Annotated in this window: 17 protein-coding genes; 10 read left to right on the forward strand and 7 right to left on the reverse strand. The window is 74.5% G+C overall.

The genetic code is table 11. The annotated features are described in order from the left end of the window. Nucleotides 1-617: 617 nt before the first annotated feature. From cobG to ACFRU2_RS32450, 3 genes are read left to right on the forward strand one after another with little or no spacing between them, the layout of a single operon-like run. Complete coding sequence (gene cobG / locus ACFRU2_RS32440; RefSeq protein WP_382978990.1) at nucleotides 618-1,958, forward strand: precorrin-3B synthase; 1,341 nt, start codon at nucleotides 618-620, stop codon at nucleotides 1,956-1,958. Beyond that, nucleotides 1,955-2,602, forward strand: a complete 648-nt coding sequence (locus ACFRU2_RS32445) for a precorrin-8X methylmutase (RefSeq protein WP_243338785.1) — start codon at nucleotides 1,955-1,957, stop codon at nucleotides 2,600-2,602. Before cobG ends, ACFRU2_RS32445 begins: the two co-directional genes overlap by 4 nt. After that, nucleotides 2,599-4,101: a precorrin-2 C(20)-methyltransferase gene (locus ACFRU2_RS32450; RefSeq protein ID WP_382978994.1), complete on the forward strand. Its 1,503-nt coding sequence runs from the start codon at nucleotides 2,599-2,601 to the stop codon at nucleotides 4,099-4,101. The genes ACFRU2_RS32445 and ACFRU2_RS32450 overlap by 4 nt, the downstream gene beginning before the upstream one ends. 542 nt (nucleotides 4,102-4,643) lie before the next feature. Here the strand turns inward: ACFRU2_RS32450 and ACFRU2_RS32455 are convergent. From ACFRU2_RS32455 to cbiE, 3 genes are read right to left on the reverse strand one after another with little or no spacing between them, the layout of a single operon-like run. Then, nucleotides 4,644-5,405, reverse strand: coding sequence for a cobalt-precorrin-6A reductase (locus tag ACFRU2_RS32455; protein WP_382978997.1), 762 nt, complete (start codon nucleotides 5,403-5,405; stop codon nucleotides 4,644-4,646). Further along, nucleotides 5,395-6,144 carry a precorrin-4 C(11)-methyltransferase gene (cobM, locus tag ACFRU2_RS32460; RefSeq protein WP_382979000.1) on the reverse strand — a complete coding sequence of 250 codons (750 nt, stop codon included), beginning with the start codon at nucleotides 6,142-6,144 and terminating at the stop codon, nucleotides 5,395-5,397. Before cobM ends, ACFRU2_RS32455 begins: the two co-directional genes overlap by 11 nt. Continuing rightward, on the reverse strand, nucleotides 6,141-7,448 hold the full coding sequence (cbiE, locus tag ACFRU2_RS32465) for a precorrin-6y C5,15-methyltransferase (decarboxylating) subunit CbiE (protein ID WP_382979001.1): 1,308 nt from the start codon (nucleotides 7,446-7,448) through the stop codon (nucleotides 6,141-6,143). The genes cobM and cbiE overlap by 4 nt, the downstream gene beginning before the upstream one ends. A 774-nt stretch (nucleotides 7,449-8,222) precedes the next feature. Between cbiE and ACFRU2_RS32470 the strand changes: the two genes are divergently transcribed. The 3 genes from ACFRU2_RS32470 (at nucleotide 8,223) to ACFRU2_RS32480 (ending at nucleotide 12,453) form a co-directional block, all read left to right on the forward strand. Continuing rightward, nucleotides 8,223-9,182: an oxidoreductase gene (locus ACFRU2_RS32470; RefSeq protein WP_382979004.1), complete on the forward strand. Its 960-nt coding sequence runs from the start codon at nucleotides 8,223-8,225 to the stop codon at nucleotides 9,180-9,182. A gap of 88 nt (nucleotides 9,183-9,270) precedes the next feature. Next, the gene (locus ACFRU2_RS32475) at nucleotides 9,271-10,860 is read left to right on the forward strand and encodes an esterase/lipase family protein (protein ID WP_382979007.1); all 1,590 of its coding nucleotides are present in this window, start codon (nucleotides 9,271-9,273) and stop codon (nucleotides 10,858-10,860) included. Nucleotides 10,861-10,992: 132 nt separating this feature from the next. Then, complete coding sequence (locus ACFRU2_RS32480) at nucleotides 10,993-12,453, forward strand: FAD-dependent oxidoreductase (RefSeq protein WP_382979010.1); 1,461 nt, start codon at nucleotides 10,993-10,995, stop codon at nucleotides 12,451-12,453. Between the two features lie 85 nt (nucleotides 12,454-12,538). On the opposite strand, the gene ACFRU2_RS32485 is transcribed toward ACFRU2_RS32480, so the two are convergent. Beyond that, on the reverse strand, nucleotides 12,539-14,854 hold the full coding sequence (locus tag ACFRU2_RS32485) for an immune inhibitor A domain-containing protein (protein ID WP_382979013.1): 2,316 nt from the start codon (nucleotides 14,852-14,854) through the stop codon (nucleotides 12,539-12,541). A gap of 303 nt (nucleotides 14,855-15,157) precedes the next feature. Between ACFRU2_RS32485 and ACFRU2_RS32490 the strand changes: the two genes are divergently transcribed. From ACFRU2_RS32490 to ACFRU2_RS32505, 4 genes are all read left to right on the forward strand, one after another. Continuing rightward, nucleotides 15,158-16,420 (forward strand): hypothetical protein, encoded by a 1,263-nt coding sequence (locus ACFRU2_RS32490; protein WP_382979016.1) that lies wholly within the window; start codon nucleotides 15,158-15,160, stop codon nucleotides 16,418-16,420. Beyond that, complete coding sequence (locus ACFRU2_RS32495; protein WP_382979018.1) at nucleotides 16,417-18,636, forward strand: hypothetical protein; 2,220 nt, start codon at nucleotides 16,417-16,419, stop codon at nucleotides 18,634-18,636. Before ACFRU2_RS32490 ends, ACFRU2_RS32495 begins: the two co-directional genes overlap by 4 nt. A gap of 281 nt (nucleotides 18,637-18,917) precedes the next feature. Then, entirely contained in the window at nucleotides 18,918-20,012 is a 1,095-nt protein-coding gene (locus ACFRU2_RS32500) for an AAA family ATPase (RefSeq protein ID WP_382979021.1), read from the forward strand. After that, complete coding sequence (locus tag ACFRU2_RS32505; RefSeq protein ID WP_382979024.1) at nucleotides 20,009-23,689, forward strand: SAV_2336 N-terminal domain-related protein; 3,681 nt, start codon at nucleotides 20,009-20,011, stop codon at nucleotides 23,687-23,689. Before ACFRU2_RS32500 ends, ACFRU2_RS32505 begins: the two co-directional genes overlap by 4 nt. A 1-nt stretch (nucleotide 23,690) precedes the next feature. Here the strand turns inward: ACFRU2_RS32505 and ACFRU2_RS32510 are convergent, their stop codons facing one another. The 3 genes from ACFRU2_RS32510 to ACFRU2_RS32520 form a co-directional block, all read right to left on the reverse strand. Then, entirely contained in the window at nucleotides 23,691-24,455 is a 765-nt protein-coding gene (locus tag ACFRU2_RS32510) for a class I SAM-dependent methyltransferase (protein WP_382979027.1), read from the reverse strand. 139 nt (nucleotides 24,456-24,594) lie between these two features. Next, nucleotides 24,595-25,419 carry a hypothetical protein gene (locus ACFRU2_RS32515; protein ID WP_382979030.1) on the reverse strand — a complete coding sequence of 275 codons (825 nt, stop codon included), beginning with the start codon at nucleotides 25,417-25,419 and terminating at the stop codon, nucleotides 24,595-24,597. Next, nucleotides 25,419-26,681: a VWA domain-containing protein gene (locus tag ACFRU2_RS32520; RefSeq protein ID WP_382979033.1), complete on the reverse strand. Its 1,263-nt coding sequence runs from the start codon at nucleotides 26,679-26,681 to the stop codon at nucleotides 25,419-25,421. Before ACFRU2_RS32520 ends, ACFRU2_RS32515 begins: the two co-directional genes overlap by 1 nt. Nucleotides 26,682-26,765: the final 84 nt, after the last annotated feature.

Genomic DNA, 26,765 nt, shown 5'->3' on the forward strand with positions numbered 1-26,765 from the left:
TGTCGCCGTCCTCGGCGATGGCGGGCCTGTTGGCCGCCTTGGACTCATCCTAGGGGGCAGGGTCCCTGGCCGGGAGCGGGGGCCCTCCGGGGGCCACGGGAGCCCCGGGTGCGGCCCCGTTGCCGGGGGCGCCGCCCCCGGACCCCCGCTCCTCAAACGCCGGAGGGGCTGGATTTTCCCCACAGGTTGACGGTCACGTGCGGACTGAGGTCGGCTGCATCCAGCCTCGCCGGCGTTTGAGGCGCGGGGTCTGGGGCGGAGCCCCAGGGGGTCCGGGCGCAGCCCGGGACTTCTCCAGCCCGTCCGGCGTTTGAGGACCGGGGTCCGGGCAGCGCCCGGGGACACACCCAGCCCCGCCGGCGTTTGAGGCGCGGGTCCGGGCGGCGCCCGGGGAACGGTGGAAGGGCGGGTAGGGGACTTTGCCCCGCGCAGCGGCACGCGGGGGTCCGGGCGGGGCCGGGCAGTCCGGAGGTTCGGGCGGGGCCCGGAGGGTTCGGGCGGGCCCGGACGGTTGCCGTGGAGGCGGGCCTTGGGCTGGATTCGGGCAGCCGTCAGGCTGGAACGGGGTGGTGTGGGCCACAGGGGGCGGGCGCAGAATCGTGGGTATGCTCGCCGCCATGCCCACGCCCCCCTCCGCCGCAGCGCGGGACGAACCCGTCATACGGGATCGCGGCGACGCCTGCCCCGGCGCGCTGCGCCTGCATGCCGCCGACGACGGGTACCTGGCGCGGGTCCGGATCCCGGGGGGTCTGCTCACCGCCCGGCAGGCCTCGGTGCTGGCCCTGGCCGCCGACCGGTTCGGGGACGGGCACCTGGAGCTCACCTCGCGCGGGAACGTGCAGCTGCGCGGGCTCGCCGAAGGGTGCGGCGCGGGGCTGGCGGAGCTGCTGGACGGGGCCGGACTGCTGCCCGCCCCCGGCCACGAGCGGGTACGGAACATCGTGGCGACCCCGCTGTCCGGGATCCTGGGCTCCGAGCGGCCCCATGTGACCCCCTGGGTCGGGGAATTGGACCGGCTGCTGTGCGCGAGCACCCGCGCGACGGCCCTGTCCGGACGGTTCCTGTTCGCCGTCGACGACGGGCGCGGGGACGTCGCCGCGCTCGACCCCGATGTCACCCTGCTCGGCGCACCGCGGGGCCGGGCACTGGTCCGGCTCGGCGCGGCCCCGGGCGCCGTGGCGGTGGACGCCGCCGACGCACCCCGGGCGGCGCTGCTCGCGGCCGAGTACTTCCTCGACTCCGCGGACGCCGCCGGCACCCGCGCCTGGCGGGTGTCCGAACTGCCCGCCGGACACGCCCTGGAGGACGCGGAGCTCGCATCTCGCCTCGGGGCGGCCGGCATCGCCGCGGACCTCGTTCCCGAGGTGGCCTGGCCGTACGCCCCGCCGCCCAAGCCGTGGGGCCCCGGCACCAGTGACCGCACGCCGCTGTGCGTCCTGCCGCCGCTCGGCCGGCTCACCGCGGACCAGTGGAGGCTCCTGGTGCGCGTCGCAGGCGACGGCGAGCTGCGGATCACCCCCTGGCGGAGCATCGTGCTGCCCCGCGCGAGCACCCGGCGGCCGGTCGACGGCTACGCCCAGCTCGTGGCCGCCGGGCTGTCCGTCGCGCCCGACGGCCCCTGGGAGTCCGTCACCGCCTGTACCGGGCAGCCGGGTTGCGCCAAGGCGCTGTCCGACGTACGCGCCGACGCGCGGGCCGTCGTGGCCGCGGGCGGCGGGGCCGCGGACGGCGGGGCCGCGGGCGGCGGGGCGTCGGCCGGGCCCGCCGGAGCGGCCGTGCACTGGTCCGGATGCGAGCGCCGGTGCGGACATCCGCGCGGCACCGCCTGGGTCGACCTCGTCGCCACCCCCGACGGGTACCGCCTCGACGGTCGCCCGGTGCCCTCCCACGAACTTGCCCAGGCCGTCGCCGACGCGCGCAGCCAACCCCGAGTGTCCGAAGACGCAGTGAAGAAATGAGCGAGTACACCGTGTTCGAGTACGAGAAGGACGGCGCCGAGATCTACCGCCAGTCCTTTGCCACGATCCGCGCCGAGGCGGACCTTTCCGGGCTGCCCGCCTCGGTCGCCCAGGTCGCGGTGCGCATGATTCACGCCTGCGGCATGACCGACCTGACCCGGGACCTGGGCTACTCGCCCGAGGTCGTCCTGCGGGCGCGCGCCGCCCTGGAGGCGGGTGCGCCGATCCTGTGCGACGTGCAGATGGTCGCCAGCGGGGTCACCCGCAAGCGGCTGCCCGCCGACAACCAGGTGATCTGCACCCTCTCCGACCCGGCCGTGCCGGAGCTCGCCGCGAAGATGGGCACGACGCGCAGCGCCGCCGCCCTCGAAGTCTGGCGGGACCGGGGCCTGCTGGAGGGTTCGGTGATCGCCGTCGGGAACGCGCCGACCGCGCTCTTCCGGCTGCTGGAGATGATCGAGGAGGGCGCCCCGCGCCCCGCCGCGGTCATCGGGGTCCCCGTCGGGTTCATCGGCGCCGCGGAGTCCAAGGACGCCCTCGCCGAACACCCCTCCGCACTCGACCACTTGATCGTCCGTGGCCGGCGCGGCGGCAGTGCCATGGCCGCGGCCGCCGTCAACGCCATCGCGAGCGTGGCCGAATGAGCACCGACCGCACTGTTCCAGGACGCCTGTACGGGGTCGGGCTCGGGCCCGGCGACCCCTCGCTGATGACGCTGCGCGCCGTCGAGGTGATCGCGGAGGCCGACGTGGTCGCGTACCACTCCGCCCGCCACGGCCGCTCGATCGCCCGCTCCATCGCCGCGAAGCACCTGCGCTCCGACCACATCGAGGAGCCGCTGGTCTACCCGGTCACCACCGAGACCACCGACCACCCCGGCGGCTACCAGGGCGCGATGGAGGAGTTCTACGAGGTCTCCGCCGCCCGGCTCGCCGTCCACCTGGACGCCGGCCGGACCGTCGCCGTGCTCGCGGAGGGCGACCCGCTCTTCTACAGCTCGTACATGCACATGCACAAGCGGCTCTCCGGCCGGTACGAGACCGAGGTGATCCCCGGGGTGACCTCGGTGAGCGCCGCCGCCGCCCGGCTCGGCACCCCGCTCGTCGAGGGTGAGGAGGTGCTGACGATCCTGCCCGGCACCCTCTCCGAGGAGGAGCTCACGGCCCGCCTCGCCGCCACCGACTCGGCGGTCGTGATGAAGCTCGGCCGCACCTTCCCCGCCATACGGCGGGCCATGGAGAACAGCGGCCGGCTCGCCGAGGCGCGCTACGTGGAGCGCGCCACGATGGAGGGGGAGCGGACCGGCGTCCTGGCGGACACCGACCCCGACTCCGTCCCCTACTTCGCCGTCGCCGTGCTGCCCAGCCGGATCGGGAACCCGGGCAGCGTGCCGTCCGGACCCGGAGAGGTCGCCGTGGTCGGCACCGGCCCGGCCGGGCCGCTGTGGCTGACCGCCGAGACGCGGCGGGTGCTGGCCGACGCCGAGGTGCTGGTCGGGTACACGACCTACCTGGACCGGGTCCCGGTCAAGCCGGGCCAGATCCGGCACGGCTCGGACAACAAGGTCGAGTCGGAGCGCGCCGAGTTCGCGCTCGACCTCGCCCGGCGCGGCAAGCGGGTGGCCGTGGTCTCCGGCGGCGACCCCGGGGTCTTCGCCATGGCCACCGCGGTCCTGGAGGTCGCGGGGCAGCCCGAGTACGAGGACGTGCCCGTACGGGTACTGCCCGGGGTGACGGCCGCCAACGCGGCGGCCGCCGCGGCCGGAGCCCCGCTCGGCCACGACTACGCCACCATCTCCCTCTCCGACCGGCTCAAGCCCTGGGAGGTCATCGCGGAGCGGCTGCGCGCGGCCGCCGCGGCCGATCTCGTCCTGGCCCTGTACAACCCGGGCTCCCGCAGTCGGACCTGGCAGGTGGCGCAGGCCCGCGAACTGCTCCTGGAGCTGCGCGCACCGCAGACCCCGGTGGTCGTGGCGCGCGACGTGGGCGGCCCGGAGCAGTCGGTCCGGATCGTCACGCTGGCCGAACTGGAGCCGTCCGAGGTGGACATGCGGACGATCCTGCTGATCGGCTCCTCCCAGACCCAGGTGACCGAGCGGCCCGACGGGTCCCGCGTGACGTGGACGCCGCGGCGCTACGGCTGACGAGGTGAGGGGGTCCGGGCGGTTTGCCGCGCCGGGCTCCCTCCTGTGTCGGAGGGTGGGCGGGTGCGGGTGGTTCGGCCCTGCGGGGCTGGGTCCCCTACCCGCCCTTCGCCCGTTCCCCGGGGCTCCGCCCCGGACCCGTTGCCGGGTGCGGCGCCGTTTGCGGGGGCCAGCCCCCGCACCCCCGCTCCTCAAACGCCGGAGGGGCTGGATTTCCGCCTGGCGGGGCTGGATTGCCCGGAGGGGCACGGTGCGTTGCGCGTACGTGATGGGCTGCGTCGGCCAATTCCAGCCTCGCCGGCGTTTGAGGAGCGGGGGTGCGGGGCGGAGCCCCAGGGGCTTTTCAGCCGTCCGGCGTTTGAGGACCGGGGTCTGGGGCGGAGCCCCAGGGGGTCCGGGCGCAGCCCGGTACCCCTCCCAGCCCGTCCGGCGCTTGAGGACCGGGGCAGGGCCGGCCCTGGGAACGGTGGAAGGGCGGGTAGGGGACTCCGCCCCGCGCAGCGGAATGCCCGCAGCCGGGGCCGGGCCGCGTGCCGCCGGCCTCAGTCGGACAGCCAGTCCATGACTTCGCCGACCGACGGAGTCTCCCGTACGCCCTCCGGGACCCCCGGGCGGCGGACGACGAGGACCGGGATGCCCGCCTCGCGCGCGGCCGTGAGCTTGGGGGCGGTGGCCGAGCCGCCGCTGTCCTTGGTGACCAGGAGGTCGATGCGGTGGCGGGCCAGCAGGTCCCGTTCGTCGGCCAGGGTGAACGGGCCCCGGGCGAGCAGGACTTCGAGGCGCGGCGGGGCGGGCGAGGAGGGGGGATCCACCGAACGCACCAGGAACCAGGGCTCCGTGAGGTGCGCGAAGCTGTGCAGGCCCATCCGGCCGGTGGTCAGGAAGGCCCGGGTGCCGAGGCCCGGCAGCAGGGCGGCCGCCTCGCCGAGGGAGTCCGCGAAATGCCAGTCGTCCCCCGGGCCCGGGGTCCAGCCGGGGCGGCGCAGCGCGAGCAGCGGCACGCCCGAAAGGGCGGCCGCCGCAGCCGCGTTGAAGCTCATCCGCTCCGCGAAGGGATGCGTGGCGTCGACCAGGTGCGTGACCCCGTGGGCGCCGATCCAGACCGCCAGCCCGTCCGGACCGCCGAAGCCGCCGATCCGGGTCTCGCCGGGCGGGAGCACCGGAGCGGCGACCCGGCCGGCCAGAGAGGTGGTCACCCGGGGGAAGTCCGGGGCGGCGGCCAGCGCCTCCGCGAGGCGGCGGGCCTCGGTGGTGCCGCCGAGGATCAGGACGTGCGGACCCGGGCCGGCCGGATCAGCAGGCATGCCGGTCGCGCTCGGCGGAGTACAGGTGGCTGTCGCGGAACTGCTCGGCGCCCAGGGTGCGGCCCACCAGGATGACGGCCGTGCGGACCAGCCCCGCCTCCTTCACCTGGGCGGCGATGTCGGCCAGCGTCCCGCGCAGGATCAGCTCGTCGGGGCGGCTGGCCATCGCGACCACCGCCGCCGGGCACTCGGCCCCGTAGTGCGGCAGGAGTTCGTCCACGACCCGGTCCACGTAGCGGGTGGCCAGGTGGAGGACGAGGAGCGCGCCGCTGCGCCCCAGCGTGGCGAGGTCCTCGCCGGGCGGCATCGGCGTGGCCTGCTGGGAGATCCGGGTCAGGATCACGGTCTGGCCGACGGTGGGGACGGTCAGCTCCCGCTTCAGCGCGGCGGCCGCCGCGGCGAAGGCGGGGACGCCGGGGACGACCTCGTACGGGATGCCGGCCGCGTCGAGCCGCCGCATCTGCTCCGCGACGGCGCTGAAGACGGACGGGTCGCCGGAGTGGAGCCGGGCCACGTCCTGGCCGGCCGCGTGCGCGCGTACGCACTCGGCGATGATCTCGTCCAGGTTCAGCTGCGCGGTGTCGACGAGACGGGCGTCCGGCGGGCATTCGGCGAGCAGCTCGCGCGGGACCAGGCTGCCCGCGTACAGGCAGACGGGGGCGGCGGCCAGCGTCCGGGCGCCGCGCACCGTGATCAGGTCGGCGGCCCCGGGGCCCGCACCGATGAAGTACACGGTCATATCGTCTGATCCACCATTTCGGGGTCGGGCTGGTCGGACTGGTCGGACTGGGAGTGCGGGTGGGACGGGTACGGCTTGGTGACCGTCCACTGGGTGACGGGCATCGCCTGGCGCCAGCCCGTGAAACCGCCGACCGGTACGGCGTGCGCGACGGCCAGTTTGACCAGTTCGCCGCCGTGGCGGCGGTAGCGGTCGGCGAGGACCGCCTCCGACTCCAGGGTGACGGTGTTGACCACGAGCCGGCCGCCGGGAGCCAGTGCTTCCCAGGCCGCGTCGAGCAGGCCCGGCGCGGTCAGGCCGCCGCCGATGAACACCGCGTCGGGGGCGGGCAGTCCGGCGAGCGCATCGGGGGCGGAGCCGGTGACCACGCGCAGGCCGGGGACGCCGAGCGCGGCCGCGTTACGGGTGATCCGCGCGGCCCGCTCCGTCACCCGCTCCACGGTCACCGCCCGGCAGGACGGGTGCGTGCGCATCCACTCGATCCCGATGGAGCCGGAGCCGCCGCCGATGTCCCACAGGAGTTCACCGGGGGCGGGGGCGAGGGCGCACAGGGTGGCGGCGCGGACGTGCCGCTTGGTGAGCTGGCCGTCGTGCTCGTAGGCGGTGTCGGGCAGGCCGGGGGTCGCGCCGAGCCGGGGGGCCTCGGTGCGGGGGTCGCGGCGGCAGTCGACGGCGACGACGTTGAGGGGGTCGCCGGGCGGGTGTTCCCAGCTCTGGGCGAGGCCCTCGTACGTGTCCTCGTGCTCGGAGCCGAGCTGTTCCAGGACGCGCATCCGGCTGGGGCCGAAGCCCCGCTCTCGAAGCAGAGCAGCGATCTTGTTCGGGGTCACTGCTCCGGCGCTCAGCACCAGCACCCGGCGGCCCTCGTACAGCGCGGCCGCGAGCCGGGCCACCGGACGGCCGACCACCGTGACCACCTCGGTGTCCTCCACCGGCCAGCCGAGGCGGGCGCAGGCGTAGGACACGGAGGAGGGGTGCGGGACGACGTGCAGGGTGTCGGGTCCGAGCTCCTCGGACAGGGCGCGGCCGATCCCGTAGAACATCGGGTCGCCGCTGGCCAGCACCGCGATGCGGCGGCCCGCGTGCTCGGCCATCAACTTCGGCACGGCCGGGCGCAGCGGGCTGGGCCACGCCACGCGGGTGCCGCCGCATTCCCCGGGCGGGAGCAGGTCCAGCTGCCGGGGCCCGCCGATCAGCACCTCGGCCCCGGCCAGCGCGGCCCGCGCGGGGGCGGTGAGCCCGTCCCAGCCGTCGGCGCCGAGGCCGACGACCGACACGGGGGTGGGGGGCGGTGCGGAGCTCACTGGGTGGACCTCGGGGTACGGAAGCGGGTGGACCCGCAGCCTACTGCTCCCGCCCCCCACACCCGGCGGGCGGGCCCCGCGCCCCCGACGGGCGGGGCCCGGGGCCGGCCTGGGGCGGGGCCCGGCCCTGGGTAGGCCCTGGCCCGGTCGGGCCCGCCTTGGGCCGCGGGCCCGGCCCTGGCCCAGCCCGGCCCCGGGACCTGGGACCTCACGGGCCAGCGGCGGCTGGTGTTCGCCCGGTGCTGGCCCTGTCCGCGCGGGTCTGCCCGGCGGGGCGGAGTTCCCCTACCCACCCTTCGCCCGTTCCCCGGGGCTCCGCCCCGGACCCGTTGCCGCGTGCGACGCCGTTGCCGGGGGCCAGCCCCCGGAACCCCCGCTCCTCAAACGCCGGAGGGGCTGGAATTGCCCTGCGGGCAATCGGGGGTCGGCCAAATCCAGCCTCGCCGGCGTTTGAGGCGCGGGGTCTGGGGCGGAGCCCCAGGGGGTCCGGGCGCAGCCCGGGGCCCTTCCAGCCCGTCCGGCGTTTGAGGACCGGGGCAGGGCTGGCCCTGGGAACGGTGGAAGGGCGGGTAGGGGAACTCCGGCCCGCGCAGCGGTGGGCACAGGGTGCCCGGGGCCGGGTTCCGGGGAGCTCCGCCCCCGCGCAGCGGTGGGCACAGGGCCTTCGGGGGAGCTTCGGCTCGAGGGGCTCCGGAGGCGTGTTGTGGGTGGGGCTCCCGCAGTAGGGTGCGGGGGCCGGTGGGCCGTGGGGTTCCCGGGAGGGGAGGAGCTGCCATGGCGGGCTGGAAGGCCGACCGGATACCGGATCAGAGCGGTCGGACGGCCGTCGTCACCGGAGGCAACAGTGGGATCGGCTACGCGGCCGCCAGGGAACTCGCCCGCCGCGGCGCCTCGGTCGTGCTCGCGTGTAGGAGCGGCTCCCGCGGCCGTGCCGCCGAGGTCGCGCTGCGCGGCGAAGTGCCCGGTGCCGAGGTGGAGTTCATGGAACTCGACCTCGCCGATCTCGCCTCCGTAAGGGAGTTCGCGGACGCGTACGGGCGCCGCCACGGCACCACCCTCGACCTCCTCGTCAACAACGCCGGCGTGATGGCCCTGCCGTACGGCCGCACCGCCGACGGGTTCGAGACGCAGTTCGGGGTCAACCACCTCGGGCACTTCGCCCTCACCGGACTGCTCCTGCCCCACCTCCTCGCCGCCCCGCCCGGAGCCCGGATCGTCAGTCTCTCCAGCGGCTTCCACGTCTTCGGGGACGTGGACCATGAGGATCTCAACAGCGAGCGGGGGTATAGGCGTTGGATCGCCTACGGCCGTTCCAAGACCGCGAACCTGCTCTTCACCCACGAGCTCGCCCGGCGCCTCGCGACCGCCGGGTCCGGGATCGTCGCGGCCGCCGCCCACCCCGGCTACTCCTCCACCAACCTGCACGTCGCGGCGGCCCCGCAGGCTGGCACCGGCCTCGGATCGCGGCTCGCCGTCGCCGCCAACGGCCTCGGCGTCGCCATCGGCAACGGGATCATCGCCCAGTCCGCGGCCTCCGGCGCGCTGCCCACCCTGTACGCGGCCACCGCGCCCGGGGTCCGGCCGGACGAGTTCATCGGGCCGCGGTTCAGCGTTCGCGGCGCGCCGCACCGTTCCTGGCGGGCGAAATGGACCCTGGACGACAAGTCCGGCGAACGGCTCTGGGCCGCCTCCGAAAAGCTCACCGGAGTCTCGTACGCGTCTCTATCGCGCTGAATCCCCGGGGGTTAGCTTGCTACTCGCCAGTCACTTCAGGCTGTCGGGCCGCATTCCGCCGCATCCCGCCGCATCCCCTGGGAGAGCCATGCGCAGATCCGTCCTGCCCGTTCCCCTGCTGTTCTCGGTGCTCGTCGCCACCGTCGCGGCGCTCGTCGCGGCCCTGCTCACCGCCCCGACGGCGCGGGCCGCGGATTCCGCGGAGGCCGCCGCCCGCGCGCAGCAGCGTACGCCGGTCGTTCTCGTCCACGGCTTCGGGGACACCGCGGCCTCCCTCGACGGGCTGGAGGACCATCTGCTCACCCAGGGGTGGCTCGCCAGTGACCTCGCCGAATTCGGCTACGACTGGGCCGCCACCAACGACTCCAACGCCGCCCGCTTCGGCGCCTTCCTCGCCGAACGGTTCGGCAGCCGCCCCGTCGACGTGGTCGCCCACAGCATGGGATCGCTACTGACGCGCAAGTACCTCAAGGACGGCGGGAGTTCCCGGGTCCGCGCCTGGGTCTCGCTCGGCGGGCCCAATCACGGGGCGGGGGACGCCGCCCCGTGCGGGCCCTTCGCGACCTTCTGCGACATCCACGCGGCCTCGCTCGCGGACATGACCCCCGGCAGTCCCTTCCTGACCTCCCTCAACGCGGGCGACGAAACCCCGGGCGCCACCCGCTACACCACCATCAGCTCCACCTGCGACCAGCAGATCCCGCCCGGCGACAGCCGCGCCCCGCGTTCCACCGAGCTGGCGGGAGCCGTCAACCACGTCCTGCCGGTGGGCGACAGCGGCTGCCCCTCGCACTACGGACTGCTCGGCAACGACTGGGTGCGGCGCCAGATCGTCGCCGAGCTCTCCAAGGATCCGGTGAGCGAAGTGGAGCTGAAGGGCGGGCCGTTCCGGATCACCGTCGACTCGGCCCGGTTTACCTCCAGCGGCGAGAGCGGGCCCGAGCTGTACGACGGGCTCACGCTGACCACCGACGGGACCGCCCGCTCCCTCTGGCACCGCGACCGGTCCGGCGCCACCGCCTTTCCCGACCACGACCCCTGGTTCGGGCTCGATGACGCAGCCCGGAGCCAGGTCTTCAACGGCCGGGCGACCGTCACCGCCTACCTCACCGACGCCGACTACAGCGCCGGGAACAACGACGACGTGATGGCCGCCGGCCGGGTCCACTGGGACCCGGCGCTCGGCTTCGGCCGGTTCGCCGCCAGGATGTCCGGCGTGGACGGCGGCGAGGTCTCCGTCACCTACACCGTCACCCCGGTGCAGGGCGTCCCCGCCTGCCGGGTCCGCGTGGACCAGGCGGAACTGACCTACTTCGACGACGGCACGACCCGTCCCGCGCTCTACGGGGACATCGCGGTCCGGACCGGCGACGGTGTGCGCACCCCCGTCTGGTCGCGCTCCGGCTCCGACCCGTCGACCTTCCCCAACCAGGGCAACCGCACCGACCCGGACCCGTACTTCTACCAGCGCGTCGGCTCGGGGACCACGTACGGTCCCGGCCCGTTCGAGATCGGCGTCTTCCTCTGGGACTACGACGCCTCCTCGGCCGACGACCTGGTCGCCCGGGGCACGGTGGCCTGGGATCCGTACACCGACCGGCCGGGCACCCGTACGAGCGAGTTCCGAGGCGACGACGGAGGGTATGTGAAGGTCACCTGGACCGCCCTCTGTCCCTGACCCCGATGAAGGTCCGCACGGAGGTCCCGGCGGGGGCGCGCCCCGGTATGAGCCCGTCCGCCCCCGTCGAGCCTCCGGGCGCCCCGTCCGGGCCCTGACCAGGGCTCCCCGGCCTCCGTCACACTCGGCGGCATGGACGACGACGCAACGGACAACCACCTACGTACCACCGGACCGCACGCCGGGGATCAAGCCGAGGACCGCGCCGGGGACCATGCCGTGGTCCTCGGCGCGGGCATGGCCGGACTGCTGGCCGCGCGGGTGCTCGCGATGCGGTTCTCCCGGGTCACCGTGATCGAGCGGGACGAACTGCCGCAGGGAGAGCCGGTGTTCAGGCACGGAATACCCCAGTCGCGGCATACGCACGTGCTGTGGGCGCGGGGCGTGGAGCTGATCGAGCGGATGCTGCCGGGCACCACCGGCAAGCTGCTGGCCGCGGGGGCGGTCCTGGCCGAATCGCCGCGCGACTTCCTCTGGCTGAGCCCGGCCGACTGGTTCGGACCGGTGCCGGGGGCCAAGGTCCTCCTCGCGAGCCGGGAGCTGCTCGACCGGACGGTGCGCGGGGAGGTCCTGCGCAACCCCCGTGTGCGGATCCGGGGCGGTGCGACGGTCGCCGGACTCGTGGCCGGGGCGGACGGCCGCACGGTGAGCGGCGTGCGACTGCGCGACGGTGAGGAGCTGGCCGCACGGCTCGTCGTCGATGCGACCGGCCGCACCTCGAAGGCCCCCGCCTGGCTCACGGACATCGGCCACCCGGCGCCGGCGGTCACCCGCTACGACTCCCATCTCGGGTATTCCAGCCGCTACTTCGAGATGCCGGACGATCCGGACCGGAGCTGGCAGGGCTTGTACGTTCAGGGCCGGCCGGACCTTCCGCGCGGCGGCGTGCTGATGCCGCTGGACGGGAACCGCTGGCTGGTGACCCTCGTCGGCAACGGCGAACACGCCCCGCCCGTGCGGGAGGAGGAGTTCCTCCCGTTCGCGCAGAGCCTGCGCAGTCCGGCCCTGTACGACGCCATCCGGGACGCGGTCCCGCTGTCCGCGCCCACCGCCTTCCGGAACACGGCGAACGAATGGCGCCACTACGAACGCCTGGAGCGCTGGCCGGCCGGCTTCGTGGTCCTCGGCGACGCCGCCTGCCGGTTCAACCCCGTGTACGGGCACGGGATGACGGTCGCCGCGCTCGCCGCGGAGGCGCTGGCCAAGGAGATCCGCACGCTGGGTCCGGAGCAGATCGCCGCGGCCTCCCGCAGGATCCAGCGCCGGACCACCGCCGTGGTGGCCGTGCCCTGGCAGATCGCCACCAGCGAGGACATGCGGTACGCGGTCACGGAAGGCCCCCCGCCGGACCGGGCCACGCGGATCCTGCAGCGCTACATGGCCCGGGTGATGGCGGGCGCCAACACCGACCCGGCGATCGCCGCCCGCTTCTTCGGGGTGCTCTCGCTGACCCGCCCGCCGGGCATCCTCATGGACCCGGTCACGATGGTCCGCGTCCTGTCCAAGCCGCGCCTCCCGGACACCCCGGAAGCCACCGCCTACCCGCCGCACCACCGCCCGCCCGCAGAGCGGGGGGCGCGCCGCAGCGCCTAGGGCCCTCGCGTGATCGCCGTGCACTTCCCGGCCGGGCCGGCGGGTTTCCGCCGGTCCGGCCGGGCGCGCGTTCAGCTTCGGCAGGTCACTTCGATGGGGTGAGCTGTACCGTCGTCAGGGCGCCGCCCGCGGCCTCCTTCACCACCGTGAGCCGGGTCCCGGTGTCCGGCACCTTGACCCCGAGCTGCGGCAGCTCCGCGTTCCAGTACGTCCCGTGGCGGTCGTCGAAGACCGGTACGCCGCTCCGGGCCGGGATCACGGTCGGGACGCCCGCCTTGTGCAGGACGATCCGGTCGCTCCTCCCGAGGGAGAAGGGCGCGTCGAAGGTCTGCGCACGCGCGTTGAGCAGCGTGCCGTCCGCATGGGTCAGCGGCGCCGGACGGGAGTCGACGGGCAGCAGCATGCCGCCGCCGGGGTGCGCCTTGGTGGTGTTGTCGCTGTACGCCGTGTCCCAGAGCCAGATCAGCACGCCCTGCTGGTACGGGTAGAACTCCACCTTGTCGCCCGTGAAGCCGAAGTTGTACGGCCCCGTCCGCAGCAGGCTGCCGTAGCCGGTGTAGCGGCGGTTCTCCACGAAGTACGCCCGCGGGTGCTGCTCGCTGCCCGTACGGCCCTGCGTACGGGACCACTTGACCGCCGTCCAGCCGTTCGCGCCCTGCTCCGCCCCGTCGCGCAGCAGCACCCGGCCGTCGTCGCCCGCCGTGACGCGGAGGTCGTCGAAGGTGACGCCCTTGCCGTGGGTGTTGCTGTCGGAGGTGACGCGCAGCCGCAACTGGACCGACTTGCCCGCGAATTGGCCGAGCGGGACCGAGAGCTGCGTCCAGCCCGCCGAGGTGCCGGAAATCCCCTTCGCCCCGATCGGCGTGGCGTCCACCGTGCCCGGCAGCGCCGTCCAGCCGGCCCCGCCGTCCGTGGAGGCCTCCACCGTCAGGTAGTCGAAGTCCTGCTCGATGTCGTACCAGAGGCGGGCGTCCAGGCGGGCCGGTGTCCCGGCCGCGACCCCCGTGAGGTCGACGGGGCGCGTCAGGGTGTTGTCCATGAAGTCGCCCGTACCGCTCCACCACTGGCTGGCGCCCTCGTACGGGTCGACCAGCTCGGTGGTGGTCGCGGACGGCGGCAGGTGCACCAGCAGGGCCTGCGGCTCCTCGGTGTTGTAGCCGGACACCCCCAGCGTCGCCCGCGTCGTGCGGCCCGCGTCGGCCTCCGTGTACCGGAGCCAGCCCAACTGCAGCTTGCTCCACGGGTCGAGGTCGCCCGGGAACTCGCCCGTGGAGTTGCGGCCCCTGCCCAGGTAGGACGCCGAGGACATCAGCGACCAGAAGTTGACGCTGTTGTCCCCGTCCGAGCTGTACAGGTCCGGCAGGCCCAGATCGTGCCCGAACTCGTGCGCGAAGAGGCCCGCGCCGCTGTTCTCCCCGCCGGTCAGGTAGTCACCGGCCCAGATGCCGGTGTCGCCGACCGGGGTGCCGCCCGCCTTGTTGCCCTCCGGGCCCGCGCTGCCGGCCTGGTTCCAGTAGGCGAACCAGCGGTGCGCCCACACGGCGTCCTTGCCCTGCGCGCCGCCGCCCCAGGTGCCGTCCTTGCCCGCGTGGACGACGACGAGGTGGTCGAGGTAGCCGTCCGGCTCGTCGAAGTTCCCGTCGTGGTCGGCGTCGTAGCGGTCCCACACGTCGTACTCGGCGAGCTGCGCCTTGATCTGTTCGGCCGTACGGCCCTTCGCGCGCTCGGACTTGTACCAGGAGTCCGTGGCGTCCCGGATCATGTCCCAGTTGGTCCGGCACTGGCCGGACTCGGAGCAGTTGTCGGTGCCGTAACGGGCTTCGTTCCAGGGGAGTTTGACCCAGTCGGTCACCGTGCCGTCCATGTCGTACCGGCCGGAGGACTGGAGCCGGTAGTAGGCGCGCAGGGATGCCGACTGCGGGTCGGTGGAGAAGAACTGCTTCTCGTAGAAGGACCGGTCGAAGTCCTTGCGCCACAGGGTGTGGTTGTCGTCCGCGGCGGGCTTGCCGATCGTGTTGTGCGCAGGGCCCGGGGTGCCGCCGAAGCGCGGCTTGCCCTCGAACTCCGTGGTGTTGTCCACCTGGTCGCCGAACTCGGCGAGGATCACGAAGACCTTGTCCTTGCGCTCCTGGGCCAGTTCGACGTACCGCTTGCCGATCTTGGCCTGGCGCGGCAGCCTGCCGTCGGTCCCGGCGCGCAGGCCGCCGGGACGGCCTGCGGCCACCTCTTCGAGGGCCTGGCGGCGCAGGGCCTGCCGCTGGAGCTCCAGGGGTGCGGGCGGCGGGGCGGCCCGATCGGTCTGCTGCTGCCCGGCGGGCGTCGGCGTCGGCGCCGGGGCCGGGGGTGCGGTGGCGGCGAGCGCGGGGGCGGCGAGGAGGGCGAGGGATATCGCCGCTCCCACCGCAGCGAGTCTGCGCAACGTAGCGGGCCTTTCTGGAGGTTCCGGCCGGTTGGGTTGATCAGAGCGGGAGTAATATTTCACATGTGACAGGTGATTGATAGATGTCGGGGAGGGGGATGGGGGAGCGGGACGGGGAGCGTGCCCGAGTGCCGCGCAGCGTGTGCCCGAGCGGGGCAGGACGTGTGCCCGCGCGGGGCGGGACGTGTGCCCCGGCCCCTTCGAACTCGACGTTCCGAGGGCCCCGTTCGCCGCGCGGCGCTATCGTGCCGAGTGGGGGCGACGGTGCGAGGGGGCGGAACCGCGATGCGTTTTCTGTTTGTGCACGGCACGGGGGTGCGGCGCGAGCGGCACGACACGCTCTTCGCCCTGGTCCGGGACCGGCTGACCGCCCGGTTCCCCGGGGCGACCGTCGACTCCTGCTTCTGGGGGGAGCGGTACGGGGCCACCCTCAGCGCCGACGGGCGTTCGGTGCCCGGACTGGGCGCCCCCGGTACGGTCCCCGGGCCCGATCAGGAGGAGATCGCCGAGTGGGGGCTGCTGATCGCCGACCCGCTCTGCGAGCTGCGGGTCCTGGCGGAAGCCGGCTGGGACACCGCGTCCGGCGGCCACCCCGATGACGACCCCGACGGGGACGCGTTCGCCATGCCCGGCGTGCAGTCCGCGGGCGGCCGCGTCCTGGAGCTGCTCGACGCACTCTCCGGGGTACCCGGGGTCCCCGACGGCGGCGAACAGGCCGCCCTGCTGCTCGGCACCGGCCTCGCCGCCGGATTCCCCGCCGCCCTGGAGAGCGTCTCCCGCTCCGCGGAGGCCGCCCGCGCCGGGGACCGGGCCACCGGCGAGACACAGGCCCGGGAGCTGGCCAAGGCCCTGGCCCGCGCGGTGACCGCCGCCGCACTCGCCTCGGCCGGAGCCGAGGCCGACTGCACCGGAGCCGAACGCGACCGCCTGGTCGAGCTGATCACCGCCCGACTCGGTGGCGATGCCCGGTTCCCCGGCGCCCGCGCCGCAGCCGTCCTCGGCCGGCTCGCGCTCCGCGTCACCACCCAGCCACTGCTCAACGCCTGGCGCGGCTCCCTCACCGTCGGGGCCACCCCCGCCCTCGGCGACATCCTGCGCTACCAGGCCCGGGGCGCCGACCTCCGTGCGTTCCTGCACGAGCGGATCACCGCCGAGCCCGGGCCGACCGTCCTCATCGGCCACAGCCTCGGCGGCATCGCGCTGGTGGACCTCCTCGCCCTCGCGGCCGCCCGCGGCGAACCGGTGCCCGGGGTCGAACTGCTCGTCACCGTCGGCTCGCAGGCCCCCTTCCTCTACGAACTCGGCGCCCTGGCCGGGGTCGTTCCGGGCACCAAGCTCCCGTACGCCTTCCCGCGCTGGCTCAACGTCTACGACCGCCAGGACGTGCTCTCGTACCTCGCCGAGCCCGTCTTCCCCGGCGACCCGCGCGTCAGCGACCAGGAGATCGGCAGCCGCCAGCCCTTCCCGGCCTGCCACAGCGCCTACTGGAAACAGGACTCCCTCTACGCACGCATCGAACGGGCGGTGGCCGAAGCGGAGATCGGGTGAACCCCCTCGACCTGCTGCCCTCCGAGCTGGGGCCGCGCACCTTCGCGCTCGTCGCCGGGGTCGAGACGTACGAGATCAGCCGCCACTGGAACCTGCGCGGCCCGGCCCGCGACGCCCTGCGGTTCGCCCGCTGGCTCACCGGGCCGGGAGGGGTGCCGCCGGGCCACGTACGGCTGTTGCTGTCCCCGCTCGACGATCCGGACTCCCTCGACTGGTCGGCCTCCGCAGGTCTGGAAGCCCTGCGCGACACGCACCGCCCGGCGACCGAGGCGAACACGAAAACGGTGCTGTTCGACGAACTCCCGGCGTGCGACGGCGATGTGCTCGTCATCTTCTGGGCCGGCCACGGCTACACCGAACCGCACCGCGGTGACCTGATGCTGCCCTCCGCGGACGCCGGGACCGGCCAGATCCTCCACCTCAACCTCGACTCCGCACTGCGCTGGTGGCGCACCAGCCTCGTCAAGCGCGAGGTCTTCCGGTACCAGGCCGCCCTGGTGGACGCCTGCCGGGTCGACGCACCCCGCGAGGCCCGGTGGAACTTCGGGGCCAACGACTACGGCGGCGGCGCCACCGTGCCGGGGCCCCCCCAGTTCCGGCTGTACGCCTCCCGCGAGGGCGAGGCCGCGCAGAACGACGCCGAACGCGGCGCCGGCCGCTTCACCGAGGAGCTCCTCGCCGAACTCGGCGAACGGCCGGTGCGCGAGGCCGTCTCCGGTCTCGTCGACACCGCACGCTCCATCCACCGGACCTTCCTGGGCCTGCGCGCACGCGGCGAGGGCTGGCAGCTTCCGCAGTTCGTCGTGGACCGCAACTGGGACGCCTCCTCCTTCCTCGACGACGACGTCCCCGGGCTGGCGCCGCCGCGCGCCGGGCGCCTCGACCAGAGCGCCTGGGACGGGCTCGGCGAGCTCTTCGAGGGCCGCGACCTGCCGCGCTGCGCCTACGAGGCGTACCTGTGGGCCTTCAAGGCCGCCGGCTGCGCCGCCCCCGCCCGGGGCGGGCTGCCCGGTGACAGCCTGCTGGAGGTGGCCCAGGACCTGGACGAACGCCACGGCGGGCCGGGCGGGATGCCGCTCGCGGTGCCCTTCGTACGGTTCCTCGCGGAGCAGGGCGCGGCGGGCGACGAGCGGTGGGCGGCCCGGGTGCGCGACTGGGTGCGCGCCACCCGAGAACGCCTCGGCCTGCCCGCACTGCCGCCCCCGCCCCCTCCTGCGCGGAAGACGGCCCTGCACGTACGGCTGGAGACGCCGCCGGGCGGGGAGGACGGCTTCCTCGTCCGGATGTGGCTGCGGCGGGTGGCGACCGAGCACATCTGGGAATCGGAGGGGGAGCCGGTCCGGCTGGACGCGGTACGGGACGCACTCGTACGGCAACTCGGGTCGGTGGCCAAGGCGTGGGGCGCCGATGCGGAGGCCGGGCGGCTGTCCGGTGCGGTGGAGCGGATCGAGTTCCACGTGCCGTACGAGCTCCTGGACCTCGACTTCGACCAGTGGCAGGTCCCGCGCGGCCCGGGCGGGCGGACCCGGCCCCTGGGCGTGGTCTACCAGGTGGTGGTGCGCTGCCCGCAGGAACGCGAGGACACCGGCGCCGAATGGCGCGGCAAATGGCGCTGGCTGTGGGCCCAGGGCGGCCGGCACCCGGACGCGGTCCGGGTGGTGGCCGACGCGGACGCGGACGACGGGCTCGGCATGGAACTGGGCGCGGGACCGGCACCCGCGTGCGTACTGGCCCACACCCGGCCCGGGGCACGGACCTCGGCGGTGGTGGACGCCGTCCTCGAGGGCGGCGTCCCGGTGGCCCTCTGGCACCGGCCCCCGGCCCCGCGGCGCCCGGTCCGGTCCGGGGGTGCGGGGAGTGCGGGCGCGGGGCCCACTGGCGGTATCGGGAGTGCCGGAGGTGCGGGGAGTGCCGGGGGCGCCGGGGGTGCCGGGGGTGCTGGAAGTGTGGGCGGTGCCGGGGGTGTCGGTCCGGACGGGTTCGCGGGTGATCTGCTCGCCCTGTTGGCGCCGGCCGGTGAGGACGGGCGGCCGCCCGACCCCGGCGCGCTCGACGTGCTCGCGCTGCCCGCCCGCGTACGCGCGGTGCGCCTGGCGGCGGCCGTCGCGGGCGCGGGCGCCCCTGCCGCCGATCGCCGACAGCCGCCGGGGGGAGACCGGTTGGTCCTCCTGTGGGACGATCCCGACGACACCCTCATCCTCCGGTCCCTGGCTTGAACCCGATGCCGACACCGACGCCGATGCCCACACCGCCGACTCCGATCCCGCACCCGGCCCGGGGGCGGGTTCCGTACCCGATCGGGGACTCCGGTCCCGTGCCTGGCTGGGGGTGGGTCCCGTGCCCGACCGGGGGTCGGATCCCGCGCCTGGCCGGCGGTGGGTCCCGCATCCGACCCGGGGGCGGGCCCAGCACCCGGCCCGGGGCGGATTCAGCGCCCGGTCCTGGCTTCCGTACCGATCCCGATGACCGCTCGTAGCGACGGACCGTGATACCGACGATGGAGGCAGAGGCTGTGGTGAAGGACTGGTGGCTGTACCAAGGGACCGGCGAGGCCGCCGAGCGCCGGGCCAGGCTGGAGGCCGGACCGCCACCGCCCTGGCGGGATTTCGAAGGCGTCCCCGACCCGGGGTACACGCCCCCCGGCTGCGAGGGGCCGGCCTGGGAGCGGACCTGGCGGCGCGGTGAGGGCTACGTGCCCGACGAGTTGGAGAAGGACGTGGTCAACACGGCCCTGCACCTGCGGCGGCCGCTCCTGATCACGGGCAAGCCGGGAGTCGGCAAGTCCACGCTCGCCTCCAGCATCGCCGCCGACCTGGGCCTCGGCCCCGTCCTGCACTGGCCGGTCACCAGCCGGACCGTCCTGCGCGACGGCCTCTACCTGTACGACGCCATCGGCCGGCTCCAGGAGGCGGGGCTGGAGCAGCTGCGCACGCCCGGCGCCGAGCCGCCCGCGGCCCGCGCCCTGGCGGCCTCCGCCTCCGCCTCCACCGCGGAGGGTGGTCCCTCCATCGCCCGCTACCTGCGCCTCGGCCCCCTCGGCACCGCCCTGCTGCCCCAGGACCGACCCCGCGTCCTGCTCGTGGACGAGATCGACAAGAGCGACATCGACCTCCCCGGGGACCTCCTCACCGTCTTCGAGGACGGCGGCTTCGTCATCCCCGAGCTCGCCCGGCTCGCCAAGGAGGCCCCCACCGTCGCCATCGGCACCGACGACGACACGGAGGAGGCCGTACGGATCTCCCAAGGCCGCGTCCAGTGCCGGTACTTCCCCATCGTCGTCCTCACCAGCAACGGCGAACGCGATTTCCCGCCCGCCTTCCTGCGCCGCTGCGTCCGACTCCACCTGGACCCGCCGGACCCCGACAAGCTCGCCCGCATCGTGCGCGGCCGGCTCGGCGTCGACATCGAGAACAGCGACGAGTACCGCGATCTGGTCCAGAGTTTCCTGGAGCGCGCCGAGGACGGCGACCTCGCCACCGACCAGCTCCTCAACGCCATCCAACTGCGCCTGGCCGGTGCCTGGTCCGCCCCCGGAGACCGCGAGCGTTTCCTCGACACCGTCATGCACCACCTCACCGGGCCCTCCGCGTGATCGAGAAGCTCCTCGCCGCCCTGGCCGAAGGCGCCGAGGACAACGGCCCGCGGCCCGGGGTCGGGGCGGAGGAGATCGCCGACATCCTGTGGCTCGCGACCCGGGTGGACGCGGCCGCGCGAGGTGAGCCTCCGGCACCGCCCCCGGCGGCCGGGCCTGAACCGGCCCCGGGCGAGACGGAGTTACCCGTCATGGCGGGCGGCGGCGTCGGCGCCGCCGAACCGGGCGTCCAGTACTTCCCCGCGGCCGGTGCCACCCCTGTTCCCGCCGCCGGCCGGGCCGCGGGAGGCGGCGCACCCACCGGCACCCCCGGCGGCGGGGTCGGAGCCGGCGCCGCCCCCGCGCCGGCCGTGCGCCGGGGCACCGCGGTACGGCTGCCGCGCGCCGCCACCCTCGACGACCCGCTCGCCCTGATGCGCGCCCTGCGCCCGATCGGCCGCCGCAGCATCGGCGGTCCGGGGGAGGAGCTGGACGAACAGCTCACCGTCGAGCGCAGCATCGAGCGGATGGTGCTCACCCCGGTCCTGCGCCCCGCCGAGAGCCGCTGGCTGGACGTGGCCCTGGTCGTCGACTCCCACCCCTCGATGCTGCTCTGGTCCGACCTGGTGGAGGAGGTCCGCGGGCTCCTCACCCGCAGCGGGGTCTTCCGCGACGTACGGACCTGGCGGCTCACGGGCACCGGCCCCGGCGGCGTGCCCATGGTCGCGCACCATCGCGACAGCCCGCCCCGCAACCCCTTGGAGCTGGTCGACCCGGCGGGCCGGCGCCTGATCCTGGTGCTCTCCGACACGGTCGCCGGCGGCTGGCGCGAGGCCCCGCTGCGCGGTGTCCTGCGGCAGTGGTCGGCGCACAACGCCGTGGCCGTGCTCAACGTCCTGCCCGAGCGGCTCTGGACGCGCGGGGCGGTCCGGCCGGTCCCCTTCGCCGTCCGCGCCGACCGGCCCGCGGCGGCCACCCGCTCCTGGCAGCGGGTCCCGATGACCCGGCGGGCCCGCGGCGGCGGTGCGGTGATCCCGGTCGTCGGCATCGCCTCCGGGAGCCTGGCCCGGCTGGTGCGGGTGGTGTCCGGCGACGGCCGCTGGCGGCGCCTCGCCTGCCTGCGCCTCGACGCGGAACCCGCGCGCGAAGCCCCGTACGGGACGGGGGCGGGGACGGGGACGGCGCCAGAGGTCCCGAAGTTCCTCCAGGACCCGCTGGAAGCGGTGGAGCGCTTCCGCGCGAGCGCCTCCCCGACCGCCCAGCGCCTCGCCGACCACCTGGCCGCCGTACCGCTCACCCTGCCCGTGATGACCCTCGTACGCCGCTCCCTGCTCCGGGACTCCGAGCACGGGCACCTCGCGGAGGTGGCCCTGGGCGGACTGCTCGCCCCCTGGGACGGCGAACAGCCCGCCGATACGGTCGAGTTCGAATTCCTGCCGGGCGTACGGGAAGCCCTGCTCGGGTCGCAGCTGCGCGGTGACGTGGCCGCGGTGCGTGAGCTGGTCCGGCGGCGCGTCGGGGAGTACATGTCCCGCAACCGCGGCACCGGCCGCGACTTCACGGCGATCCGCCGCGGGCCCGGGGGCGGGGGGCGCCGCGAACTGGCGCCGGGCGCGATGCCGTTCGCCCAGGCCGCGGGACCGGTGTCGGGGCTGGCCGACCGGGTGGTGCGGGTCCGCTTCGATCAGCAGGCGGAGCCACAGGGCGTGGGCGTACTGCTGTCGCCCCGACTGGTCCTGACGGTCGACGGGGCGTCCCCCGCCCCGCGGACGGACGCCTTCGCCTGGGTCAGGGCCGGGGGCCGGGAGGTCCTGTGCCGCCAGGCCTGGGGAGACGGGGCGGCCCCCCAAGTGCTCCTGCTCGTCTCCGACGTGGACCTCGTGGACCCGGCGGACTGGACGGAGCCGGCCTGGGCGAGCCCGAGGAGGCACCTCGTCGTGGACGGCGCGACCGACCAGGGCGAGGCGGTGGCGCTGACCGGCGAGGTCCTCTCGTACCAGGGGGAGCGCAACGGGGAACTCGTCCGGCTGTCCGCCGAGCCGGAGGCCTGGACCCTCTACGTCGGCTCCCCGGTCTCCCAGGACGGCCTGCTGGCGGGCATCGTGCACACGGTGCTGCCGGACCGGATGGTGTTCCTGACCGGCCGGGCACTGCTCGATCAGCCCGGATTCGGCGAGGCCGTGGCGGCGTACGCGCGCGCCGGGAACGAGATCTCCGGCCTCTGCATGGCGGTCCGGCCCGCCGGGGCCGTGGGGCCGGAGATCTTGGAGCTCCTCGAACTGGCGAGAAGGGACGGCGAGGTGCTCGGGCACCTGTCCGCGCTGGAGGACGGGGTCGTGCTCCTCCCGATGGCCGATCCCGGATCCCTCGGAAAGGCGGGGACGGTGCTGTCCGAACTGCCCGTGGTCATGTCCCGGCTGCGCGCGGCCTCGGGTGTCTCGCTGGGAGTGGCGCTGGCCAGAGGGGAGTTCACGTTCGACGAGGAAGGAGTGCACGGACCGGCGGTGGAGGAGGCCCTGCGACTGGTCCGCACCGCCGCGCTCGGCGAGCGGCTGAACGCGGCCGGTGCGCGGGGGGCGATCATCCCCGTTGCGGGCCCGTCGCTGCTCGATGTCACCGGGCTGGGGGCCCTCACGGTCGAGCAGGCGGAGCCGGGACCGGTGGCCGGCCCCCAGCGGCCCGGGTGGATCCTGCTCGACGACGCAGTCGAGGCGGGGCGGTTGCTGCGCGATGTCGAACTGATCATCGGCGACCCGGCCATCGGCTGGTCTCGGTGCCGGTACGGGAGCCCGGGAGATCCGGCCGGGTGCACCGGCATCCGCCTGCCGGGCCACCCGCTCTGCCTGGCCCACGTGACGGAGCCGGACCGGATGAGGTACCTCGCGCTGATGGCTCCCGGCTCGCCGGTGGACATGCGGGGCACCACCTTCGCCGACGGCCTGCTCGAACGGCTGATCTCTGTGCTGCGCGACCGGGAGACGGGGCACGTGAGGATGGGGGCCGCACGGTTCGACCGGGCGCGCTTCGTCGACGACTGGGACCTGCCGGGAGGCGAGTTCGAGGAACGCGCTTGCTTCGACCGGGCCGTCTTCGAAGGCCGGGCGGCGTTCGACACGGTGCACTTCAAGGGGAGCGCTTCCTTCGGCCGGACCGACTTCCGGCGCGGAGCGACCTTCGACGCGGCCCTGTTCGACCGCGAAGCGCGGTTCGTCAGGGCGGACTTCGGGGGCAATGCCGGATTCGAGGAGGCCGTGTTCGCCCAAGGTCTCGACATGACCCGGGCCGAGGTGTGGGACAGGGTGCGGATGGGCCGGATGCGGGTGCGGGGGGCCGCCGAGCTCGGACGCGCGGTCTTCCACGGCCCCAGCGACTGGAGGGGGAGTGCCTTCCAGGGGCCCGCCACCTTCTTGTCCACCGTGTGGGGCTCCGGTGCGGTGTTCGATCAGGTCCGCTTCGAGGGCCTGGTCTCCTTCGACCACGCGACCTTCACCGGACCGACCTTCTTCAAGGGCACGTTCTTCGCGGACCGGGTGACCTTCGCCGAGACCGACTTCGCGGACCAGGGGGAGTTCATGAACGCGACCTTCATCGATCCCTCGGGGCTCCCTGACACGTGGCGGCCGCTCCTGCCCCCGTCGGGCGCCGCCACGTTCACCCTGGGCGGCGCCGACGGAGGGCCAGAGCTGACTGGGCCCTGAGCTACCCGCTCCGCCGGAGCAGGAAGAACAGGCTGGGGCCGAAGTTGAGGGCGGCCAGCGGGCTCTGGATGCGCTGCTCGACCGCCAGCAGGCGGTCCTCGCCGACGCTGCGCTTCAGCCGGCCGCTGCGCATGTTGGACACCGACAGCTTGTCCTCGACGCGCAGCCCGGCCTCGGCGAACTGCCGTACGACGGTGTCCGGATGGTGGTTGACGAAGGGGATGCCGCCCTCGGCGGCCTTCTCGGCGGAGCGGATGTCCACGGGGTCGCGCGGGATGCCGCGCAGCCGCTTCGCGTAGCGCAGCTTGTTCAGCATGTGCGCGGAGTTGGCCACCTCGATCAGGGCGCGGCCGCCGGGCTTCAGGACGCGCGCTATCTCGCGCAGCGTGGGGCCGGGGTCGGGGAGGTGGTGCATGACGCGGATCATGGAGACGAGGTCGGCCGATCCGTCGTCCAGTTCAAGGTGTCCGGGGCGCATGTGGTGCGCCGTGATCCCCGGATGGCCGGCCAGCAGCCGCCCTGCGATGGCCACGTGCTTGGCGCTCGGGTCGAACATCATGACCCGGTCCGCGTACTCCTTGAGGACCGGGCTCAACCGCCCGAACCCGCCGCCCACTTCGCAGACGAGTCCGTAACGGCTGTCGCCGATCAGGCGTGTGACCGCGGCCAGCTCCGCCGCGTGCTCGTAGTCGCGCCCCTGCCAGTAGGCGACGTAGTCCTCCGACTCGTCGTCGTACTGGTCGCCCCGTGCTCCGCCGTCGTCCATGTGCCGCCCCCCGATGTGCATGTGTGCTGCATCATCTCGGCGGATCCAGGGGGAGGCAACGGCTCCGGCGTGTGGATGCTGCGCGGATTCCCGGGTGCGGGGCCTGTCGGTCCCGCACCCGGGTCGCCACGGGCCGGGGTCAGGCGGTGGGCGGCACCCGTGCCGGGCGGCCGGCGCCGCGGGTCAGGCGGTAGCCGCCGATGCCCGCGAGGGCGGCGAGCAGGCCGCCGGCCGCCGTCCAGAGCCAGCGGTCCGACCACCAGGTGCCCGACCAGCCGTCGGCCGGTGCGATGCCGGACGCCGTACCGGCGCCCGGGACGAGCGGCGCGGCCAGGGCGTTGTCGGCCGCGTAGGCGCCGCCGACGTCCTGGGCCTCGGCCCGCACGCGGGCCCGTACCGGCTGTCCGAGGTCCTCCGGCGCGAGGTCGGTGACCGTGAGCCGGAGGTAGTAGGCGCCCGGCAGCGGGTCGTTGGCCCACTGATCGGCGCCCGAGCGGACCGGGCGCAGCGTGCAGGACAGGTCGACGGTCGCCGCGTCCTTGGCGGCCGTGCCGGTCTGCGTGCCGTACATGCAGGGCTGGCGGCGGCGCAGACCGTCGTACACGTCGAGCTGCCACGTGGAGGCGGAGTGCCGGCCGGCCGCGGCGGGCAGGGTGACCGAGGCCTTCACGGTGGCGCGCTGTCCCGAGTCCAGGGGGAGCACCCAGTAGAGGTAGTCGCCGGTGGAGGCGTCGGCCGTGGCCCCCTCGCCCAACTGGAGCGGGGTGGCGGTACGGAAGGCCGTGCCGGCCTCGGTCGGACCCTCCGCGCCGCCGCTCGGGCTCGGCGACGGCGAGGCCGCCACCCCGAACAGGCCGCCGCCCACGAGCAGGGCGGCGGTCAGCACGCGGCGCACGCGTCGTCCGCGAAGGCCGGCCGGGCCGGTCGAGGGCGCATCGGTTCGTTCACGTCTCAGGGCACTCATCAGTTGGTCCTCCAGACCGCGATACGCCAGCGGGAGACCCAGCCCCACACCAGTCCGGCGAGGAGGCCGGTGAGCGCCAGAACGGCGAGCAGCCACCAGCCGCGTCCGAGGCCGAAGGAGGCCACGTCGGAGGCCGCGTCCGGGCCGTCCACCACGTCGATGGTCAGCTCGACCGGCATGCCCGGGGTGGTCTTGACCGCGGCGGGCGCCGAGAAGGAGTTGCTGACCTGGAGGCACACCGTCTCGGACGGCTCCTCGTCGTCGGAGCTTCCCGCCTTGGGATAGCGCAGCCCGGACGAGATCAGGTCGGTCCGTCCGTCGCCGGCTTCCTGGCCGCGTACGATCTCCCGGCCGCTCAGCGTCGTGGCGCGCAGCAGCACGCCGTAGTCGTTGTTCACCGCGCGGTCGGCGCCGATGCTGACCGAGGCCCGCAGTTCCTTGCCCGGCGCCACGGAGACCCGGTACCAGCGGTGCTCCGCGAAGCTTTCGCGGTCACTGTAGAGACCGGGCTTCAACTCCGGTGCTCCCGTGCACTGCTTGGCGCCCTCGGTGGCCACCGGATTGACCACCGGAGTGGCCGCACGTCCAACCAACTGCCGTACTCTGCCCGAGAGTTCGGCCGTGTGCTGTACGGAGGTGTACGTACCGCCGGTGGCCTCGGCGATGCAGATCAGCTGGTCGCGGGTCTTCGCGTCGGGGACGAGCCCCAGCGTGTCGATGACCAGGTGGATCCCCTGGGCCGCGATGTCCCGGGCCACTTCGCAGGGGTCGAGCGGGGCGCAGGTGTCCTCGCCGTCGGTGATGAGCACGATCCGCCGGGTGGCGTCGCCGCCCTTCAGGTCCTCGGCGGCTCCGAGCAGCGCCGGCCCGATGGGCGTCCACCCGGTGGGGGCCAGCGTGGCGACCGCCGTCTTGGCCTCGGTCCGGTCCAACGGGCCGACCGGGTAGAGCTGCTTGGTGTCCTTGCAGCCGAGCGCCTTGTCGGGGCCGGGGTAGTTGGCGCCCAGGGTCCGTATGCCGAGCTGCACTTCGTCGGGTACGGCGTCCAGTACCTCGTTGAACGCCTGTTTCGCGGCGGACATCCGGGTCTGCCCATCGATGTCCTGTGCGCGCATCGAGCCGCTGACGTCGAGCACCAACTCGACCTTGGGCGCTTCCTTGGCCACCGGTTCCCCGGCGGCGGCACCTGCCGGGAACAACCCGGCAGCGAGGGTGACGAACAGGCCGCACGCACTGGCCCTCACCCATCTTCTAGTGATCATCGCCGGATCGTATTGAGATTCCCCGCACCCACCAAACCGAGCACCCGTTCCGGAGCCGGCACGCCGCGGTGGCGGCACCGGACC

Source organism: Streptomyces sp. NPDC056883 (assembly GCF_042788835.1).
GTDB lineage: Bacteria > Actinomycetota > Actinomycetes > Streptomycetales > Streptomycetaceae > Streptomyces > Streptomyces stoeckheimensis.